The organism is Pseudomonas sp. SWRI179 (genome assembly GCF_014268705.1).
Classification (GTDB): Bacteria; Pseudomonadota; Gammaproteobacteria; order Pseudomonadales; family Pseudomonadaceae; genus Aquipseudomonas; species Aquipseudomonas zanjanensis.
In genome coordinates, this window is the sequence record NZ_JABWRA010000017.1 from 25,254 (window position 1) to 39,742 (window position 14,489).

The window sequence follows — 14,489 nt, forward strand, 5'->3', positions numbered from 1 at the left end:
GTTGGTGTTGGTACAGCAGGGGGCGATCAATTCGCCTCTAAAAGGGGATCGAGCGCACGCACATGCTCGACTTGCCAGCCAAGCGGAACCACGTCCCCGACGGCGAGCGCGGGATCGAGCTCGGCAATCGGCTGTTTCACGAAGAAGTCGTTCTTGCCGCAGACTTCCAGGCGAACCCGGACGTGGTCGCCCAGATAGATGAATTCCGCCACCCTCCCTGAGAAGCGGTTGACACATTGTTCGCTGACACCGTTGAGGCTCACCCGCTCCGGACGGATCGACAGGGTCACCGGCTCGCCGGGCTGGCCGACGTTCACCGCCAGGGCCTCGACTTTCTCGCCGCGCGCCAACTCCACCAGGCAACGATCGCCGGTGTGGCTGTGCAGGCGACCGTTGAGACGGTTGTTTTCGCCAATGAAGTTGGCGACGAAGGTATTTTTCGGCTCTTCATACAGGGTGCGTGGTGGGGCGATTTGCTGGATCTCGCCCTGGTGGAACACTGCCACGCGGTCGGACATGGTCAAGGCTTCGCCCTGGTCGTGGGTCACGTAGACCACGGTCACGCCAAGGCGCTGGTGCAGGTGCTTGATTTCCATCTGCATGTGTTCGCGCAATTGCTTGTCCAGCGCGCCGAGGGGTTCGTCCATCAGCACCAGCTGCGGCTCGAACACCAGCGCCCGGGCCAGGGCTACCCGCTGCTGCTGGCCGCCGGACAATTGCGCCGGGTAGCGTTGGGCGAAGCTGTCCAGCTGGACCATGCTCAGGACGCGCTTGACCCGATCGCTTACGTCGCTCTTGTTCAAACCACGCACAGTCAGTGGGAAGGCGAGGTTCTCGGAGACGGTCATGTGCGGGAACAAAGCGTAGTTCTGAAACACCATGCCGATGTCCCGCTTGTGCGGCGGCACATTATTGATCGAGCGCCCGGCCAGCAGGATCTCGCCGGCGGTTGGGGTTTCAAACCCGGCGAGCATCATCAGACTGGTGGTCTTGCCGGAGCCGGAGGGCCCGAGCAGGGTCAGGAATTCGCCTTTGCGAATGTCCAGGTTGAGGTCTTTGACGATCAGGTTCTCGCCGTCGTAGCTCTTTTGCACACCACGAAAGCTGACCAGCACATCACTGGCCCCCGCGCTTGAATCGACCTGGCTCATACCCGCACCTTTTGTTTTGATGACTGCTTGTGAATCAAGCCTAGTGGAGCCTGGGGGCCGCGCAAATCGGGGGGCAGGAGAGAATCGCCTCAGCCGGATGGAAGAGTCGGGGTAGGGATTGCCCTACAAGGATGGCGGGATTGGATAAGGACAGCGGGCAGTTGGCAGCGGCACGCCGCAAGTAGGGGCAAAAGCGCTGTTGGGGCGTGTCGCAAATGGATATGCCTACCCATCTTCCTTGTGGGAGCGGGCTTGCTCGCGAAGGCGGAGTGTCAGTCGACAAATCGCTGAATGTCAGTCCGTCTTCGCGAGCAAGCCCGCTCCCACAGGGGAAATTGTGGTGAGGATTAGAGCAACTTGTGCTCCATCGCATATTTCACCAGTTCCGCCAATGAGGTGATGTTGAGCTTTTGCATCAGCCGCGCCTTGTGGGTGCTGATGGTCTTGCTGCTCAGGGCCAGTTGCTGGGCGATGTCGTTGACGTTGGCGCCCTGGGCCAGGCGTTCGAAGACCGAGAATTCGCGTTCGGACAACAGCGAGTGCAGCGGCCGCGTATCGGTGAGGCCGACTTCGAAGACCATGCGGTCGGCCAGGTCCGGGTCGATGTAGCGTCCACCGGCCGCGACCTTGCGAATCGCCATGAGCAGCAGGGCCGGGTCGCTGTCCTTGGTCGCGTAGCCGGCGGCGCCGACTTTAAGCGCGCGAGCAGCCATTTGCGCTTCATCATGCATCGATAGCACCAGGATAGCCGGCGGATTGTTCAGCGCCCGGATCCGTGGGATCGCCTCCAGGCCGTTGACCCCCGGCATGGAAATGTCCAGCAGCACTACTTCGCAGGGCACGTGACGCAGGGTCTCGAGCAATTGTTCGCCATTGCTCGCCTCCCCTACCACCACCAGATCCTTGGCCAGGCCGATCAACTGCTTGATGCCTTCGCGGACAATGGTGTGGTCTTCGGCTACCAGTACACGGATCACGTTCTTCTCCAGGTTCAAAATCTCATCGCGAACGGGTTCGCAATGGCTACTTTACGCTCGACATCCTGGCAAGCCGATACACCGCTTTCGCGAGCAAGCCCGCTCCCACAATGGATCGGCGGTAAACACTCATCTTGAATCCACCCCGATACAAGGTGGGAGCGGGCTTGCTCGCGAAGGCGCCAGCCCAGGCAACCCAAGACCATCAGGCCTCATGCAGCGGCACCCGCACTGACAGGGTCGTGCCCTCCCCCGGCTCGCTGTCCAAGGTCAACTGCCCACCCATGATCAGCACCCGTTCGCGCATGCCGACCAAGCCAAAGGATGTGGGCCGGCTCGTATCGGCAATAAATCCTACACCGTCGTCGCTGACCGTCAGACATAAATCAGCACCTTGCTGGACCAGCGTCAACTCCACGGTATGCGCCTGGGCATGGCGCATCACGTTGGTCAGCGCCTCCTGGAGAATCCGAAACAGGCCGATGGCCTTGGCGTCGCTCAGGGTTGGCAGGTTGTCCGGCACCTGCACCAGGCAAGGAATCTGCGTGCGCGCCTCGAAGCGCCGGGCCTGCCATTCGATGGCCGAGGCAATGCCCGCATCCAGGATGGGCGGGCGCAACGCCGTCGCCACGTCCCGCACCAGTTGGAACAACTGGGCAATCAGGCGCTTCATGCTGTTAAGCCGCTCCTGCAGACCCGGGTCGAGTTGCGCATAGGCCAACTCACACATGGATGTTTCAAGCTTCAACACCGTCAGCATCTGGCCCAGCTCATCATGAACTTCCCGGGCAATACGGGCCTTTTCCTCTTCCCGCACACTCTCCAAGTGTGCCGACAATTCGCGCAATTGCTCCCGGGAGCTGGCCAGCTCCAGCTCGATGCGCTTGCTGTTCGTGATGTCCCAAACGATACCGTCCCAGACGTAAGCGCCATCCTCGAGGCGACGGGTGATTGCCTTGATCTCGGCCCAACGTTCCTGGCCTTCGCGGGTCAGGATACGGCCCTGCCAGGACCAGTCACTGTCGGTATCCAGCGCCTGGTCCTGGGTACGGTGGTAATCGGCCTTGTCCTGCGGGTGCACCAGGCTGCGCAGCCCAGTGTCGCTGCGGGCCAGGGTTGCAGGGGAATAGCCCACCAGGCTTTCGCTGCCTTCGCTGATGTAGGCGAAGTCGATCTGGCCGGTCACCGGCGCCCGCTCCAGGCGAAAGACCAGGCCGGGCACATTGGCGGCGATCCCTTGCAACCGCGCCTCACTTTCGCGCAACGCCGCCAGCGCACGTCGGCGTTCGGTCACGTCGTTGAGGTAGACCACCAAATATTCGGCGTCGCGAAAACGCAGGAAGCTCAGGGAAACGTCGGTCGGCAGGATGCTGCCATCGGCTCGCACGCATTCGGTCTCGAAACTCTGCGGTCCGTCTTCACTGGCCCGGGCGCGCTTCCACAGGTTCAACCAGCGATCCATGTGCAAGCCCGGTTCGAAGTCAATCAGGGGTCGGTCAATAATGGCGCCCGAGGCGTAGCCAAGCATGGTTTCGGCCGCTCGGTTGGCATAACGCACGTGGCTGTCCCAATTGACCCAGAGGATGCCCACCGTGCTTTGATCGATGGAGAACTGCGTCAGGCGCAAGGCCTCCTCGCTGGCCGTACGCTGGGCGATGTCTTCCCGCGCGGAACGCAATCGGCGCTCCAGGCCGCGTTGCTGGCGGCGCTGCCAGAACACGATGGCGACACTGCTGAGCAGCAAGGCCAGGATCAACAGGGTCAGGTTCTGCCAGAAACCCGGGGTTTCGGTCAGGCGCGGGTATTTGGGCTTGAGCCAACGGCTGTGCAGTTGCTCCAGCTCCTTGGCCGGGATTGCCTGCAAACCGCTGTCGATGATCTCGGCCAGTTCCGGCCAATCCCGGCGTGTGGCGACCCGCAGCAGCTGCGGCAGGCCAATGTCGCCCACCACCGCCAGCTCGGCGAATTCGGGTTCGACCATCAGTCGTCCAAGTTGCGCCTCGTCGACCACCGCGTATCGGGCCTGCTGGGTCAGCAGCAATTGCAAGGCCTCGCGCTCCAGCGGCACACCTTGCAGATTCAGTGTCGGGTAGTTGCTGCGCAAGTAATCAGCCGTGGCGCTGGGCATGCGCACGGCGACGCGGGCCTGGGCGTCGAGTTTTTCCAACTCCACCCCCTCGGCGCCCTTCTGCGCTCCGACGATCAATTGCGGCACACGCATGTAGGGGTTGGAGAACTGCCAGAGCTTGAGCCCGCCCGGGGACTGGGTCAGGCCGGGAGCGATGTCCACCTCACCCGCGCGCACCGCGGCTTCCAGTTGCGCCACGTCCTGAAAATTGCGCCAGGTCAGCTCGACGTTCAATGCCTTGCCCAGCCATTGCATCAACTCGACGTTGGTGCCGGACAACCGCTGCAAGCGTCGGTCGTATTGCGCATAAGGCGCCTGCAAGACCAGGCCGACCCGCCATTGTGGATGTTGCACCAGCCATTGGCGCTGCCCTGCATTCAATTGCACCCCAGGCGACGACGGCGCGGGGGCGGCCCACGCCATCAAGGGAAGCCATAAACAGCCGATAACCCACAGGCAGCAAAAACGCATCATTGAAGTCTCATGCACTGACAAATACTGACCAACCCATTAGGCTGCCGGAAATACTTCTGGTCATGGAATATCCGATGCCCTTTGTTTATCGCCTGGCATTGCCAGCATTGTGCCTGTCGCTGATCCTGCCAAGTGCCTTTTCTGTCCAGGCCAGCGAAACGGCCCCCGTCGCCGAGCAACCTGCCGAGGAGAAACCCGTCGAGCGCCAACCCTTGCTCGAGCGTAGCCAGGAGGAAGCGACGGCACTTGAACGAAAGGTTCCCCCCCAGGAACAGCAACAGTTGCAGACCGGCAGCGACACCTTCCTGGCGCTGTGGAAACCGGCCAATACCAGTGACCCCAGGGGTGCGGTCATCATAATCCCCGGTGCCGGCGAAACGGCTGACTGGCCTCAAGTCGTCGGCCCATTGCGTAAAAAACTGCCCGATGCCCAGTGGAGCAGCCTGAGTATCACCCTGCCGGACCTGCAAAGCGACGTCATTGCACCGCGCGTGGTGGAAGCGCCGCCCGAGACCAAACCGGCCGACGCCGTTGCAGCGGCACCGGACGCGACCACTTCGGCACCGATCGAACAAGTCGCCGGCGGCGAAGCCGATGCGGTGGACCCAGTCGTTGCAGGCACCGATGAAGAACACGCCAGGGCTGATGCCGAGCGCATCTTCGCCCGCATCGACGCGGCGCTGGCCTACGCCGAACAGCAAAGCGCACGCCGCATCGTGTTGCTGGGCCATGGCACCGGCGCCTATTGGGCCGCGCGTTACTTGAGTGAAAAACAGCCTGCGCAAGTCGAACGCTTCGTGATGGTGGCCGCCCAGACGCCAGTCACCGCCAAGCCTGGCCTGGCCGAACTGACCCCCACCTTGAAACTGGCCACCGCCGATATTTTCTACATGGACAAGGCGCTGGATCGCAACGCGGCGCTGGAGCGTTTGCAGGGGAGCAAACGCTTGAAAGGTTCCACATTCAGCCAAGTGTCCCTCAAGGCCCTGCCGAACCGGTCGGCGGAGCAGGAACAGCTGTTTCGGCGGGTGCGGGGTTGGTTGGATCCGCAGAAGGTGGGGGAGTAAGGGCTAGTCCAGCGTGTGCGCCCACCATCCACCGTGGCGAGGGAGCTTGCTCCCGCTGGACTGCGAAGCGGTCCTGAGACCAGGCGCCGCCGCTCTTCAAAGAACGATCGCGTGAACCGGATTGCGACTGCTGCGCAGCCGAGCGGGAGCAAGCTCCCTCGCCACAGAGGCGGGTGAGGCTAGCGAAAATCCCGTCGCTCGCGAATCAACCGATAGGCGTTATGCAATTCCCGGGTTCTATCGGTGGCTTCACGCACCTGCAAGGGTGTCGCACCGCTGCCGGCAATCTTGTCCGGGTGATGCCGACTGAGCAGGCGCCGATACGCGCGCTTGATCTGCGACGGTTCGCTGGTGGCCGAAACCCCCAGCAGGCGCAAGGCCTCCTGATAGGTCACGCCGGCGTTCGGCCGCGACAGTTTCTGCGGCTCGTAATCAGCCGCCAACGCCTGGACCTGTTGCGGCGTCCAGCCCAACCAGCGTCCCCATCGGGTCACCAGTTCTCGCTCGCCGACACCGGCGCGTCCGTCGGCCCAGACCATCCGCCAACAGGCGCGTAATACCCCTTCGGCCGCATGGGGCTGGGCGGCCAGGCGACGCATATAGCCGCGCAAGCGATCGTTGCCGGACTTGCCCCGGTTGAACGCCGCGATGGCCCGGCGTTGCGCCGATTCGCTCAAGTCCAGCGCCCGCATCTCCTGGCGAGCCTGCTGGATATGGCCATCGACCACACGCCCGTCGCATTTGGCCAGGCGTCCGAGCAACACAAACAATAATTCGTCGTTGCGTAACGCCGGGCGTCCGCCCAGACGCTCACGTATTTGCGCCCAACCCTGCAGGTTCAGGCGCCGGTCCAGCGCCTGCCCTAACAACGCGCCGAGCATGGCCCCCGGGATGCTGGCTATGGCAAAGCCCGCCCCGGCTCCAATCAGAGTCCCTGGCCACCACATATCAACCGCTCGCTTCTATCAAGGTTTCGACCTGCGCCAAACGTTCATGGGTACCGACATCGACCCAATGCCCTTTCAGGTGCTCGCCACTGACGCGCCCCTCGGCCATGGCCGTGCGCAACAGCGGTGCAAGCTTGAAGGCACCGTCCGAGCAACCATTGAACAATTGCGGATGCAGGACGGCGATGCCGCTATAGGTCAGGTTGTCGGCAGGTGTTTGCCCATCGTGAACCTTTCCGTCGACCAGGGTGAAATCGCCGCCCGGGTGATGCTCGGGATTATCGACGAGCACCAGGTGCGCCAGTCCTTCCAGCGGCTTGCGCAATACACTGAAATCGTAATCGGTCCAGACATCGCCGTTCACCACCAAAAACGCGTCATCGCCCAGCAGCGGCAAGGCCCGGAAGATTCCACCGCCGGTTTCCAGCGGCTCGCCTTCGGGGGAAAAACGGATGTTCACGCCAAACCGTGAACCATCCCCCAAGTGATCTTCGATCTGCTGGCCGAGCCAGGCGTGATTGATCACGACCTCGGTGAAACCGGCCTTGGCGAGCGCCCGCAAGTGGTATTCGATCAAGGGCACGCCACCCACACGAATCAACGGCTTTGGCGTGGTCAGGGTCAAGGGGCGCATGCGCTCGCCCTTGCCCGCGGCCAGGATCATCGCTTTCATGCCGTTTCCCCGGCCGATTGCCGCAGGCTGCCAAGCAGCTCATCGAGCGGTGCCAGCTCAGGACGACGGGCAATGACCGCTTCTATATAGGCAAAGAAACGCGGCACATCGCCGAGGTAACGTGGCTTGCCGTCACGATGGCAAATGCGCGCGAAGATCCCGATGACCTTGAGATGACGCTGCACGCCCATCAAATCGCTGGCCCGCAGGAAATCCTCAAGATCCGGCTGGACGGGAATACCCAGGGCGCCGGCCTGCTGCCAGTAACGCTCCAGCCAACCGCGCACCCGCGCCTCGGGCCAACTGAGGAAGGCATCCTTGAACAGGCAGGTCACGTCATAGGTCACCGGGCCATAGACCGCATCCTGAAAGTCCAGCACGCCGGGGTTCGGCACGCTGAGCATCAGGTTGCGCGGCATGTAGTCGCGGTGCACCAGCACTTTGGGCTGGGCCAGGGCGCTGTCGATCAGCAGCTCGGTGGCTTGCTGCCAGAGTTGCTGCTGGGCCGAATCGAGTTCGATGCCCAACTCGCGCTTGACGTACCACTCGGGAAACAGTTCCAGCTCTCGACGCAGCAACGCGACATCGTAGCTCGGCAGCGGCGCGACCATCGGCAGTTGCTGGAAAGCCAACAAGGCTTGCAGGGCATCTGCGAATAAATCGTCGGCATTTTCACCGTCGATCACGTCCAGATACGTCTGGTTGCCCAGGTCGTTGAGCAAAAGAAAGCCGCGCTCGAGGTCTTCGGCATAAATTTTCGGCACGTTGATGCCGGATTTCGCCAGTAAAAAAGCAATATCCACGAAGGGTTTGCAGTTTTCCTGGGGCGGCGGCGCATCCATCACGATCAACGTGCGGCCCTCGCCTTCCCAGCGGAAATACCGCCGGAAACTCGCGTCACTGCTGGCGGCGGTCAACGTGGCCGGGGGTACAGCCCCCCAACCCTGTTGAGTGAAAAGGATCGGCAGCTGTTCATCGAGCCAAAGTTTCAGGTGTTGCAAGCGTACATCTTGGTCGGGCATTGCAAGGGTCTCCGACGGCGCTAGCCGTCAAGCGGGTCATGCTTTATTATCCAGCATCTTTTTCAGACCATCGAGAGGCGTGCGGCCCACACCGCGGGCAGATGGCACGCAGGAAGCCCGGACTAATAAGATGGCATTGAAATCCCCCGCGTTTCGTAAAAAATTTCCGTTGCTGGTCACCGGCAGTCTGCTGGCCCTGCAACCCCTGGCCTCTTCATTCGTCGTCGCGGCGCAGCAGTATGACTGCTCCGTCTCCGCTTCGGGTGCCTGGGACTGTGCACCCAAGACACCGGCTGCCGCGTTGCCGCCGCGTCCCGTGCATGATGGCAGTGCGGTTTCCGACAGCGGCGCCGCTGTGGCCGACAGCAGCTCGGGCGAGGAAGCCGGCGAAAAGCCGATGCTCGTGACCGAAGCCAAGGGCCGTGGCTTGAAGTCGCGCAGTGCAGACTACAGCCACCTGGATTGGGTTCCACGCGAGAACCTCACCCCGGCGCAACTGGCTGAAACCGGTCCTTACTGTGCGGGTGCCTATATCGAGCCGACGCGTCCTGGCATGGATGACAAGACGGCCAAGAGCGACGCGCCCACCTTCCTCGGCGCCAAGGCGTCGCGCTATCAGCAGGAAGAACAGGTGGCGACCCTGGCCGGCGACGTGGTCATGCGCCAAGGCAGCATGCAGGTCGAGGCCGACGAGGCCAGCCTGTACCAGGCCGAGAACCGTGGCGAGCTGAGCGGCAACGTGCGGGTTCGCGACAACGGTGCGCTGATTGTCGGCGACCACGCCGATGTGCAGCTGGACACCGGCGAAGCCAAGGTCGACAACGCCGAATACGTGATGCACAAATCGCGCATCCGCGGTAACGCGCTGTACGCCAAGCGCGCCGAGAACGCGATCATCCGCCTCAAGGACGGTACGTACACCACATGCGAGCCGGGCAGCAATGCCTGGACACTCAAGGGCAACAACATCACCTTGAACCCGGCCACCGGTTTCGGCACCGCGACCAACGTGACGCTGCGGGTCAAGGACTTCCCGGTCCTGTACACGCCATACATCTATTTCCCGATCGACGACCGTCGCCAGTCCGGCTTCCTGCCGCCGACCATCGGCAGCGGCAGCGACACCGGCTTCCTGCTGGTCACCCCGTACTACTTCAACCTGGCGCCGAACTACGACGCCACGTTGTACCCACGCTACATGGCCAAGCGCGGCCTGTTGATGGAAGGCGAGTTCCGCTACCTGACCAAGTCCAGCGAAGGTCAGTTCGGTGCTGCGTACCTCAACGACGAAGACGATGAGCGCAGCGGGCAGAGCGATTACGACAAGACCCGCTACATGTACAACTGGCAGCACAAGGGCGGTCTCGATTCGCGCGTGCTGACGGAAGTCGACTACACCAAGATCAGCGATCCTTACTATTTCCAGGATCTTAAAAGCGATCAGATTGGTATCGAGACCAATGATCGCGTCAATCAGCAAGGGGTCGTCAGCTATCGGGGGGACAACTATGTTGCCCGCTTGAATGCACAGGCTTACCAGCTGGCGACGATTTCGAAGATCACACCGTATAACCGCCTGCCTCAGATCACGTTCAGTGGTGCCCTGCCGGAGCATCCGTATGGGCTGGATTTCGCATACAAGACAGAGTTGGTACGGTTTGACCGTGATTTGCGCACTGGCAACTATACCGATGAGGACGGCAACGTCGAGCCGTGGCTGGATACCAACGTTCGCGGCCTGGCACGGGCTAACGGCAATCGCATGAACCTCGCGCCGGTTATGAGCCTGCCGATGACCGCGTCCTATGGCTATCTCAAGCCGTCCCTCAAGTACCAATACACCCAATATGATTTGGATCTGGATGGTACGGGCAAAAGCGTCGTTGGAAACGGCTACGACAGCACGCCAAACCGCAGTGTCCCTATCGCCAGCATCGACAGCGGTCTGTACTTCGACCGCAACACGCAATGGTTTGGCACCAACTATCGTCAGACTCTGGAACCACGCCTGTTCTATCTCTATGTACCCGAGAAGGACCAGAGCGACATTCCTATCTTCGATACCAGCGAATCGACCTTTAGCTATTCCTCGTTGTTCCGCGACAATCGCTTCACCGGCTCTGACCGTGTCGGGGACGAGAACAAACTGTCCCTGGGCGTGACCAGTCGCTGGATTGAAGAGAACGGCTTTGAACGCCAACGTATCGCCGTCGGCCAGGCGTTTTATTTCAAGGATCGCAAAGTCCAACTGCCAGGCATCGACTTCGATACCCGAGAAGACGCCAAGTCGGACGTTTCGCCGTACGCACTGGAATACGAATACCACTGGAACCGCGACTGGCGCACCACCGCGACCTACAACTGGGACCCGGACACCCGCAGCCCTCGCTCGGGTAGCGCGATGTTCCATTACCAGCCGGAAGACAACCCGAACAAGGTCATCAATGCCGGTTACCGCTACCGCAACGACCAGGTCCGCTACGACGAGGCGACTGGCCAATGGCAAGTGGGCGGTGGCGACTATGGTCGCCCGGGCGATGCGGACTACGTGAAGGACTACTACAAGATCAAGCAGCACGACTTCTCGGTCATCTGGCCGATCGTGCCACAGTGGAACCTCATCAGCCGCTGGCAGTATGACTACAACCGCAACCGTACCCTGGAAGCCTTCGGTGGTTTCGAATACGACAACTGCTGCTGGAAACTGCGCCTGATCAACCGTTACTGGGTCGACTACGAAGAGTTCAGTCAAGCCGCCCCGGAAAACGAAAAAGGCGACCACGGCATCTTCCTCCAAATTGTTCTGAAGGGACTCGGCGGCCTGACTGGCGCCAAGGTAGAGAGCTTCCTCGACAAAGGCATCCAAGGTTATCGTGAACGTGAAGACCAAGCTTTCTGATTGTCTGCGCCCGCTGATGTTGGGCGCGCTGTTCCTGGGTACCGCAGCCAACGCCGCGGTACAGTCCATCGACAAGGTAGTGGCCATCGTCGACAACGACGTGGTCATGCAGAGCCAACTGGACCAGCGCGTCCATGAAGTGCAGCAAACCATCGCCAAGCGCGGCGGAGGCCTGCCGCCTCCGGGCGTGCTGGACCAGCAAGTGCTCGAACGCCTGATCGTCGAAAACCTGCAATTGCAGATCGGCGAGCGTTCCGGCATCCGCATCACCGATGAAGAACTGAACCAGGCCGTTGGCACCATTGCCCAGCGCAATAACATGAGCATCGACCAGTTCCGCGCCGCCCTGGCTCGCGACGGCCTCTCCTACGAGGACGCCCGCGATCAGATCCGCCGCGAAATGGTCATCAGCCGTGTGCGCCAACGCCGTGTCGCCGAACGCATCCAGGTGTCGGAACAGGAAGTGAAAAACTTCCTCGCCTCCGACTTGGGCAAGATGCAGCTTTCCGAAGAACTGCACCTGGCGAACATCCTGATTCCTACCCCGGAAAGCGCTAACTCCGAAGCTATTCAAAGTGCTTATCGCCAGGCAATGGATGTCTACCAGCAGCTCAAGCAAGGGGCCGACTTCGGCCAGATGGCCATTGCCAAGTCGGGCAGCGACAACGCCCTGGAAGGCGGCGACATGGGCTGGCGCAAGCCCGCTCAACTGCCACCTCCGTTCGACCGCGAGCTGAGCGCCATGGCCGTCGGCGACATCACCCAGCCAGCACGTACCCCTGGTGGCTTCATTATCCTGAAAGTGCTGGAAAAACGCGGTGGCGGAACCCAGGTCCGTGACGAAGTGCATGTTCGCCACATCCTGATCAAGCCAAGCGAGATTCGCAGCGAAGCCGAGACCAAGCGTCTGGCGGAGAAACTCTACGACCGCATCGAAGCGGGTGAAGACTTCGCCGAACTGGCGAAGAGTTTCTCGGAAGACCCGGGTTCGGCCCTCAACGGCGGCGACCTGAACTGGGTTGACCCAAATGCCCTGGTTCCCGAGTTCCGCCAGGTCATGGCTGATACGCCGCAAGGCCAGCTGTCCAAGCCGTTCAAGAGCCCTTATGGCTGGCACGTACTGGAAGTCCTCGGCCGTCGCGCCACCGACAGCACCACCCAGGCGCGCGAACAGCAGGCGATGACCGTATTGCGTAACCGCAAATACGACGAAGAGCTGCAAACCTGGCTGCGTCAGATTCGCGACGAAGCCTACGTTGAAATCAAACTTCCTGGCGCAGACCAGGCAGCGCAGTGAAACCCAAGCGTTTCGCGCTGACACCCGGCGAACCAGCCGGCATCGGTCCCGACCTGTGCCTGCTGCTCGCCTCGCAACCCCAGCCGCATCCCCTGATTGCCATCACCAGCCGCGACCTGCTCCTTGAGCGGGCCGCGCAACTGGGGGTGGTCGTCGACCTGTTGCCGGTGACGCCGCAGGCCTGGCCGGATATTCCAGCGCCCGCCAACAGCCTGTACGTATGGGATACGCCGTTGGGCGCCCCGGTCGTCACCGGGCAATTGGACCAGGCCAACGCCGCGTTCGTCCTGCAAACCCTGACCCGCGCCGGTCAAGGCTGCCTGGATGGGGCGTTCGCAGGCATGATCACCGCGCCGGTGCACAAGGGCGTGATCAACGAATCCGGGATTGCCTTTTCCGGGCACACCGAATTCCTGGCGGAGCTGACCCACACCGCGCAAGTGGTGATGATGCTCGCCACTCGTGGCCTGCGCGTGGCCCTGGTAACCACTCACCTGCCCTTGCGGGACATCGCCGACGCCATCACCCCGGAACGCCTGGAACGGGTCACGCGCATCCTGCACGCCGACCTCCAGGAAAAATTCGGCATCGCCCGACCGCGCATCCTGGTCTGTGGACTCAACCCCCATGCCGGTGAAGGCGGACACCTGGGCCGAGAAGAAATCGACATCATAGAACCCACGTTGGAGCGCTTGCGCAGCGAGGGCATGGACCTGCGTGGCCCGCTGCCTGCCGACACTCTGTTTACCCCCAAATATCTGGAGCACTGCGATGCGGTGCTGGCGATGTACCACGACCAGGGCCTGCCCGTGCTGAAGTACAAAGGCTTCGGCGCGGCAGTCAACGTGACGTTGGGCCTGCCGATCATCCGCACCTCCGTGGACCATGGCACCGCCCTGGACCTGGCCGGCAGCGGCAAGATCGATACCGGCAGCCTGCAAGTCGCGCTGGAAACCGCCTACCAGATGGCCGAGACCCATTTATGACCGAGCAATACCAACACCGCGCGCGCAAGCGCTTCGGCCAGAACTTCCTGCATGACGCCGGCGTGATCGATCGCATCCTGCGCTCCATCCGGGCCAAGCCCGACGACCGTTTGCTGGAAATCGGGCCGGGCCAGGGCGCCCTGACCGAGGGCCTGCTCGACAGCGGCGCACAACTGGACGTGGTGGAGCTGGATAAAGACCTGGTCCCGATCCTCAACCAGCAGTTCGCCGGCAAGAGCAACTTCAACCTGCACCAGGGCGACGCGCTGAAGTTCGACTTCAATAGCCTGAACGCCGCGCCGAACAGCCTGCGGGTAGTGGGCAACCTGCCGTACAACATCTCCACGCCGCTGATCTTCCATCTGCTGAGCAATGCCGGCCTGATCCGCGATATGCACTTCATGCTGCAAAAAGAAGTGGTCGAACGTCTAGCCGCCGGCCCTGGCGGTGGAGACTGGGGTCGCCTGTCAATCATGGTCCAGTACCATTGCCGGGTCGAACACCTGTTCAACGTAGGCCCGGGTGCATTCAACCCGCCGCCGAAAGTCGACTCGGCCATCGTCCGCCTGGTGCCTCATGCCGTCCTGCCGCACCCGGCCAAGGATCATCGCCTGCTGGAGCGGGTGGTGCGCGAAGCGTTCAACCAGCGCCGCAAGACCCTGCGCAACACCTTGAAACTGTTGCTCAGCAGCGCCGAAATCGAAGCCGCCGGCGTTGATGGCAGCCTGCGCCCCGAGCAGTTGGACCTGGCGGCGTTCGTACGCTTGGCCGACAAGCTCAGCGAACAGGCCGCCCCGCAAGCCGACGCCAACTGAACAGAGGTCGAGCGCTATCGGGCAGTACGCCAGTCTGGTCTACTACCCGATAC

11 protein-coding genes are annotated in these 14,489 nt (G+C 61.9%); 5 read left to right on the forward strand and 6 right to left on the reverse strand.

Annotation, left to right across the window (positions count from 1 at the left end):
• Window positions 1-26: 26 nt before the first annotated feature.
• From HU767_RS11840 to HU767_RS11850, 3 genes are all read right to left on the reverse strand, one after another.
• Entirely contained in the window at window positions 27-1,151 is a 1,125-nt protein-coding gene (locus tag HU767_RS11840) for an ABC transporter ATP-binding protein (RefSeq protein ID WP_053125916.1), read from the reverse strand.
• Between the two features lie 347 nt (window positions 1,152-1,498).
• Window positions 1,499-2,128 (reverse strand): response regulator transcription factor, encoded by a 630-nt coding sequence (locus tag HU767_RS11845; RefSeq protein WP_003206156.1) that lies wholly within the window; start codon window positions 2,126-2,128, stop codon window positions 1,499-1,501.
• 205 nt (window positions 2,129-2,333) lie between these two features.
• Window positions 2,334-4,730, reverse strand: a complete 2,397-nt coding sequence (locus HU767_RS11850; RefSeq protein ID WP_186729592.1) for a sensor histidine kinase — start codon at window positions 4,728-4,730, stop codon at window positions 2,334-2,336.
• A 74-nt stretch (window positions 4,731-4,804) separates the two neighbouring features.
• Here HU767_RS11850 and HU767_RS11855 point away from each other — a divergent pair, with 74 nt between their 5' ends.
• Window positions 4,805-5,797, forward strand: a complete 993-nt coding sequence (locus tag HU767_RS11855; protein ID WP_186729593.1) for an alpha/beta hydrolase family protein — start codon at window positions 4,805-4,807, stop codon at window positions 5,795-5,797.
• A 179-nt stretch (window positions 5,798-5,976) separates the two neighbouring features.
• Here HU767_RS11855 and HU767_RS11860 read toward each other — a convergent pair whose 3' ends face one another.
• Genes HU767_RS11860 through HU767_RS11870 form a run of 3 tightly spaced genes read right to left on the reverse strand, consistent with a single transcriptional unit; the run spans window position 5,977 to window position 8,439 of the window.
• Window positions 5,977-6,744 (reverse strand): TerB family tellurite resistance protein, encoded by a 768-nt coding sequence (locus HU767_RS11860; protein WP_186729594.1) that lies wholly within the window; start codon window positions 6,742-6,744, stop codon window positions 5,977-5,979.
• Window position 6,745: 1 nt separating this feature from the next.
• The gene (gene murU / locus HU767_RS11865; RefSeq protein ID WP_186729595.1) at window positions 6,746-7,417 is read right to left on the reverse strand and encodes an N-acetylmuramate alpha-1-phosphate uridylyltransferase MurU; all 672 of its coding nucleotides are present in this window, start codon (window positions 7,415-7,417) and stop codon (window positions 6,746-6,748) included.
• Window positions 7,414-8,439 carry a phosphotransferase gene (locus HU767_RS11870; protein WP_186706969.1) on the reverse strand — a complete coding sequence of 342 codons (1,026 nt, stop codon included), beginning with the start codon at window positions 8,437-8,439 and terminating at the stop codon, window positions 7,414-7,416. The genes murU and HU767_RS11870 overlap by 4 nt, the downstream gene beginning before the upstream one ends.
• Window positions 8,440-8,569: 130 nt before the next feature.
• Between HU767_RS11870 and HU767_RS11875 the strand changes: the two genes are divergently transcribed.
• The 4 genes from HU767_RS11875 to rsmA are packed head-to-tail and all read left to right on the forward strand — an operon-like array spanning window position 8,570 to window position 14,436.
• Window positions 8,570-11,338: an LPS-assembly protein LptD gene (locus HU767_RS11875; protein ID WP_186706968.1), complete on the forward strand. Its 2,769-nt coding sequence runs from the start codon at window positions 8,570-8,572 to the stop codon at window positions 11,336-11,338.
• Complete coding sequence (surA, locus tag HU767_RS11880) at window positions 11,319-12,635, forward strand: peptidylprolyl isomerase SurA (protein WP_139197732.1); 1,317 nt, start codon at window positions 11,319-11,321, stop codon at window positions 12,633-12,635. The genes HU767_RS11875 and surA overlap by 20 nt, the downstream gene beginning before the upstream one ends.
• Window positions 12,632-13,621 (forward strand): 4-hydroxythreonine-4-phosphate dehydrogenase PdxA, encoded by a 990-nt coding sequence (pdxA, locus tag HU767_RS11885; protein WP_186729596.1) that lies wholly within the window; start codon window positions 12,632-12,634, stop codon window positions 13,619-13,621. Before surA ends, pdxA begins: the two co-directional genes overlap by 4 nt.
• On the forward strand, window positions 13,618-14,436 hold the full coding sequence (rsmA, locus tag HU767_RS11890) for a 16S rRNA (adenine(1518)-N(6)/adenine(1519)-N(6))-dimethyltransferase RsmA (RefSeq protein ID WP_186706966.1): 819 nt from the start codon (window positions 13,618-13,620) through the stop codon (window positions 14,434-14,436). The genes pdxA and rsmA overlap by 4 nt, the downstream gene beginning before the upstream one ends.
• Window positions 14,437-14,489 lie beyond the last annotated feature (53 nt).

What these genes read in the sequence shown, in the direction of transcription:
- HU767_RS11840 (WP_053125916.1), bottom strand. Translation starts at nt 1,151, where the DNA reads ATGAGCCAGGTCGATTCAAGCGCGGGGGCCAGTGATGTGCTGGTCAGC.
- murU (WP_186729595.1), bottom strand. Translation starts at nt 7,417, where the DNA reads ATGAAAGCGATGATCCTGGCCGCGGGCAAGGGCGAGCGCATGCGCCCC.
- HU767_RS11850 (WP_186729592.1), bottom strand. Translation starts at nt 4,730, where the DNA reads ATGATGCGTTTTTGCTGCCTGTGGGTTATCGGCTGTTTATGGCTTCCC.
- HU767_RS11860 (WP_186729594.1), bottom strand. Translation starts at nt 6,744, where the DNA reads ATGTGGTGGCCAGGGACTCTGATTGGAGCCGGGGCGGGCTTTGCCATA.
- HU767_RS11870 (WP_186706969.1), bottom strand. Translation starts at nt 8,439, where the DNA reads ATGCCCGACCAAGATGTACGCTTGCAACACCTGAAACTTTGGCTCGAT.
- rsmA (WP_186706966.1), top strand. Translation starts at nt 13,618, where the DNA reads ATGACCGAGCAATACCAACACCGCGCGCGCAAGCGCTTCGGCCAGAAC.
- HU767_RS11855 (WP_186729593.1), top strand. Translation starts at nt 4,805, where the DNA reads ATGCCCTTTGTTTATCGCCTGGCATTGCCAGCATTGTGCCTGTCGCTG.
- HU767_RS11875 (WP_186706968.1), top strand. Translation starts at nt 8,570, where the DNA reads ATGGCATTGAAATCCCCCGCGTTTCGTAAAAAATTTCCGTTGCTGGTC.